3 protein-coding genes and 1 pseudogene are annotated in these 3,681 nt (G+C 72.9%); 3 read left to right on the top strand and 1 reads right to left on the bottom strand.

Annotated elements, in window-relative coordinates; translation table 11 throughout:
• The first annotated feature begins 35 nt into the window (after positions 1-35).
• Entirely contained in the window at positions 36-1,016 is a 981-nt protein-coding gene (locus tag PKE44_RS16455; protein ID WP_324553363.1) for a sensor domain-containing diguanylate cyclase, read from the top strand.
• On the opposite strand, the gene mobA is transcribed toward PKE44_RS16455, so the two are convergent.
• A complete protein-coding gene (gene mobA, locus PKE44_RS16450) occupies positions 986-1,612 on the bottom strand; it encodes a molybdenum cofactor guanylyltransferase MobA (protein ID WP_324553360.1) in 627 nt (208 codons plus the stop codon). The genes PKE44_RS16455 and mobA overlap by 31 nt on opposite strands.
• Before the next feature lie 194 nt (positions 1,613-1,806).
• Between mobA and PKE44_RS16445 the strand changes: the two genes are divergently transcribed.
• Positions 1,807-3,213, top strand: coding sequence for a sigma-54 dependent transcriptional regulator (locus PKE44_RS16445; RefSeq protein ID WP_324553357.1), 1,407 nt, complete (start codon positions 1,807-1,809; stop codon positions 3,211-3,213).
• 40 nt (positions 3,214-3,253) lie between these two features.
• A pseudogene (locus tag PKE44_RS16440) lies at positions 3,254-3,681 on the top strand (hypothetical protein); the annotation flags it as partial.

The following is a 3,681-nucleotide window of genomic DNA, read 5'->3' as shown; positions in this document are numbered from 1 at the left end:
CCGCATCCCCCGGCAGCCGGTGTGCAGGTGCTCCCATGTCGATCAGCGACCAGCCTTGCGAAGACTTCGAGAGTGCGGTCCGGGCGGTGCTCGGCTATCTGCATGCACGCTTCGGGTTCGATCTCTGGATGGTGACGCGCACCGAAGGCGAGGACTGGATCGTGCTGCACGTCGAGGACCACGGCTACGGCGTGCGCCCCGGCACGGTGTTCCGCTGGTCGGATTCCTTCTGTTCGCGGATGGTGCAGGGACTCGGGCCGCGGGTGGCGCCCGATGCCGCTGGCGTGCCGGCCTATGCCGAGGCGCCGATCGGCCGGCAGGTGCGCATCGGTGCCTACATCGGCCTGCCGCTGCGCCGGGCCGATGGCTCGCTGTTCGGCACGCTGTGTGCGATCGATCCGAGGCCGCAGGATGAATCCCTGCGCGCCGAACAGCCGCTGCTCGAACTGCTGGCGCTGCTGCTCGGCACCGTGCTGCAGAAGGATCTGGCCGCGACCGAGGCGGCGCGCCGTGCCGAGCGCCTGCAGGCCGAGGCGCTGACCGATGCGATGACGGCGCTGTACAACCGGCGCGCCTGGACCCGCTTCCTCGAACACGAGGAAGGCCGCTGCCGGCGCTACGGTGCCGCTGCCTGCGTGATCGTCGTCGACCTCGATGGCCTCAAGCGCATCAACGACGGTTCGGGGCACGCCGCCGGCGACGAGCTGATCTGCCGGGCCGCCGGGGCGCTGCGCAAGGCCGCGCGCACGGTCGATGTGGTCGCGCGCCTCGGCGGCGACGAATTCGGCGTGCTGTGCGCCGAGTGCGATGGGCCGCACGGCCGGCGGCTCGCCGGACGGCTGCGCACGGCGCTGCGCGAAGCCGGGGTCGATGCCTCGATCGGCATCGCCTGCCGCCGGCCCGACGCCGGCATCCAGGCCGCCTGGGAACAGGCCGATCAGCAGATGTACGAGGAGAAGAAGACCCGCACGGGCGGCGGACGCGATCAGCCGGCCGGCGGCCGGTTCGCCTCGTAGGCGGATTTCTCGTCGGGTGAGTTGAGGTTCACGAAGGTCTGCGGCCGGTCGCTGAAATCGGCTTCGGTCATGCGCCGGCTCCGGTACCAGTGCTCAAGCTTGCGCCCGCCGCCGTCCAGGTATTGCGCGAGCGGCACGCGCAGGTCGCGGTGCAGCAGCACGAACACCGGCTGCAGGCGCCCGCCGTCGTGCGCGACCGCGAGTTCGGCACCGGCGGCTTCGGCGGCGGCGAGCAGGCGGGCGGCCAGATCCGGCGCAAGCTGCGGGCAGTCACAGGGCACGGCCAGCAGCCACGGCGTTTCGATCACCGCCAGCGCCGCGGCCATGCCGGCGAGCGGGCCGTCGTAGTCCGGCGTGGCATCGGCGAGCACCGGGCAGCCGCGCCGCGCATAGGCTTCCCGGTTGCGGTTGGCGTTGATCAGCACCGTGGACACCTGCGGGCGCAGCGCGGTGAGCGTGCGGTCGATCAGCGCCGTTCCGGCCACCTCGATCAGGCCCTTGTCGACCCCGCCCATGCGGCTGCCGCGGCCGCCGGCGAGGATCACCGCGCTGATGCCGGCACTGCAGGCGACGCCATCACGGATGCCCTCACTCATGTCTGCCTCTCATGCTCGGTCCCGCGCATGTCTGCGGATTCCGGCTGCCGGTGAAGGAGGGGGCAGCATAGCGACTGCTGCGCGCTGCGCACGGACGCTACTTGGTGCGGTGCAGCGTGAATTCGGGCCTGCATGGCCCATACATTGCCGGCAGGTAATGCATGTTTCATTCACGTCCACTGCCGGTGACGCTCATGTCCTTCTGCCCCGTGCCCGCCGTTCCGGAGCCGTTGCCGCGCCTCGATGCACTGGCGGTGCTCGTCGTCGATGACGAGCCCGGCATGTGCAACTTCCTCTGCCGGGCGCTGGCACGCCATGTCGCGCGGGTCGAAGCGGCCGGCAGCCTGGAGGCGGCGCGTGCGGCGCGCCTGGCGGCGCACTACGACCTGCTGCTGGTCGACCAGCGCCTGCCGGACGGTTCGGGCGTCGACTGGCTGGCAGAACTGCGCGCCGCCGGCGCGCACGAGCAACTGATCGTGATCACGGCCTATGCCGATCTCGACACCGCGATCCGGGCGCTGCGCGCCGGTGCCGCCGACTTCCTGCTGAAGCCGGCGCGGCTCGATCAGGTGCTCGAATCCGTGCGTCGCGCCGCGGCGCTGCTGCCGCAGCCGGGCCGGCCGCAGCCGCCGGCACCGGTCGCGGAGCTGATCGGCGACAGCACGGCGATCCGTGATCTGAGCGCGCTGATCCGGCGCATCGCGCCGCATCCCTCGACGCTGCTGATCGAGGGCGAGAGCGGCACCGGCAAGGAATGCGTCGCGCGCGCCGTGCATCGCCTGAGCGGGCGCAGCGGCCCCTACGTACCGCTCAACTGCGGCGCGCTGCCGCGCGAGCTGCTGGAGAGCGAGCTGTTCGGACACGTGCGCGGTGCCTTCAGCGGCGCGCTGGCCGGGCGCGAGGGCCTGTTCGCGCACGCCGACGGCGGCACGCTGTTCCTCGACGAGATCAGCGAGCTGCCGCTCGGCATGCAGACGGCGCTGCTGCGCGTGCTGGAGGACCGGCGCGTGCGCCCGCTCGGCAGCGAGCGCGAGCGCGCGATCGACGTGCGCATCATCACCGCCAGCAACCGCGATCTGGCCGCCGAGGTCGCCGCCGGGCGTTTCCGCGCCGATCTGTACTACCGGCTGAACGTGCTGGCGCTGCGCCTGCCGCCGCTGCGCGAGCGCCCGGCCGACCTCGCGCCGCTTGCGCAGCATTTCGCGCAGCAGCTCGCCGGCGAACTCGGCCTGCCGGCGCCGCTGCTCGATGCCGCGGCGCTGGCGGCACTGGCCGCGCACGACTGGCCCGGCAACGTCCGTGAGCTGCGCAACCTCATCGAACGCGCGCTGCTGCTCGGCTGCCCGCCGGCCGAGTGCCTGCCGCAGACGCCGGCCATCGCCGCCGCCGCTGCAAGCGCGGCCAGCGCGAGCGCGGTCGTGACGGCCGCGACAGGCGTGCCGGAGCCGGCGCCGCTTGCGCTCGATGCCGTCGAGAAGCGCCACATCCTGCAGGTGCTCGATGCCTGCGGCGGCAACAAGTCCGTGGCCGCGCGCCGCCTCGGCATCGCCCGCAAGACCCTGGATCGCAAGCTCGCCGCCTGGCAGGGGCGTCCATCCTGAGCGCGGGTGTGCCGCTGCCGATGCCCCGGCCATCCGCCTGATGCCGGTACGCCTGTTCGGCCGCTACGGCCACGGCATCCGCCATCGCCTGCTGCTGCTGGTGCTGCTGCCGAGCGTGCTGCTGCTGCCGATGCTGCTGCTGACGACGCTCGCCTGGGGCGAGCGCTTCAGCCAGCGTCAGTCGCTGGCGCGCGTCGCGACCGACCTGTCGGTGGCCGAGAGCGTCTTCGCGCGCATGCAGCGCGACACGCTCGATGCGCTGCACCGGCTCGCGGATTCCTGGGCGCTGCGCACGGCGCTCGCCGGCGGCACGCCGGTGCCCATGGCGCTGCTGGAGCGCGATGTCGGCGGCGATGGCTTCGGCTACGTGCGCCTGCTCGATGCCGGCGGCAGGCCGCGCGACGGCGGTCCGCCGCCGCCGCCGTCGAAACTGCTCGATGCCGCGCGCGCCGGACAGGCGGCAAGCGG

The sequence above is a fragment of the Plasticicumulans sp. genome (assembly GCF_035331805.1).
In the GTDB taxonomy this organism is placed as follows: domain Bacteria; phylum Pseudomonadota; class Gammaproteobacteria; order Competibacterales; family Competibacteraceae; genus Plasticicumulans.
The sequence above is the reverse complement of the archived record's forward strand: the minus strand, read 5'-3'. Positions and strand labels throughout refer to the sequence as shown.

Excerpts from the sequence above, each read along its gene's own strand:
- PKE44_RS16455 (WP_324553363.1), top strand. The coding sequence starts at position 36 with ATGTCGATCAGCGACCAGCCTTGCGAAGACTTCGAGAGTGCGGTCCGG.
- mobA (WP_324553360.1), bottom strand. The coding sequence starts at position 1,612 with ATGAGTGAGGGCATCCGTGATGGCGTCGCCTGCAGTGCCGGCATCAGC.
- PKE44_RS16445 (WP_324553357.1), top strand. The coding sequence starts at position 1,807 with ATGTCCTTCTGCCCCGTGCCCGCCGTTCCGGAGCCGTTGCCGCGCCTC.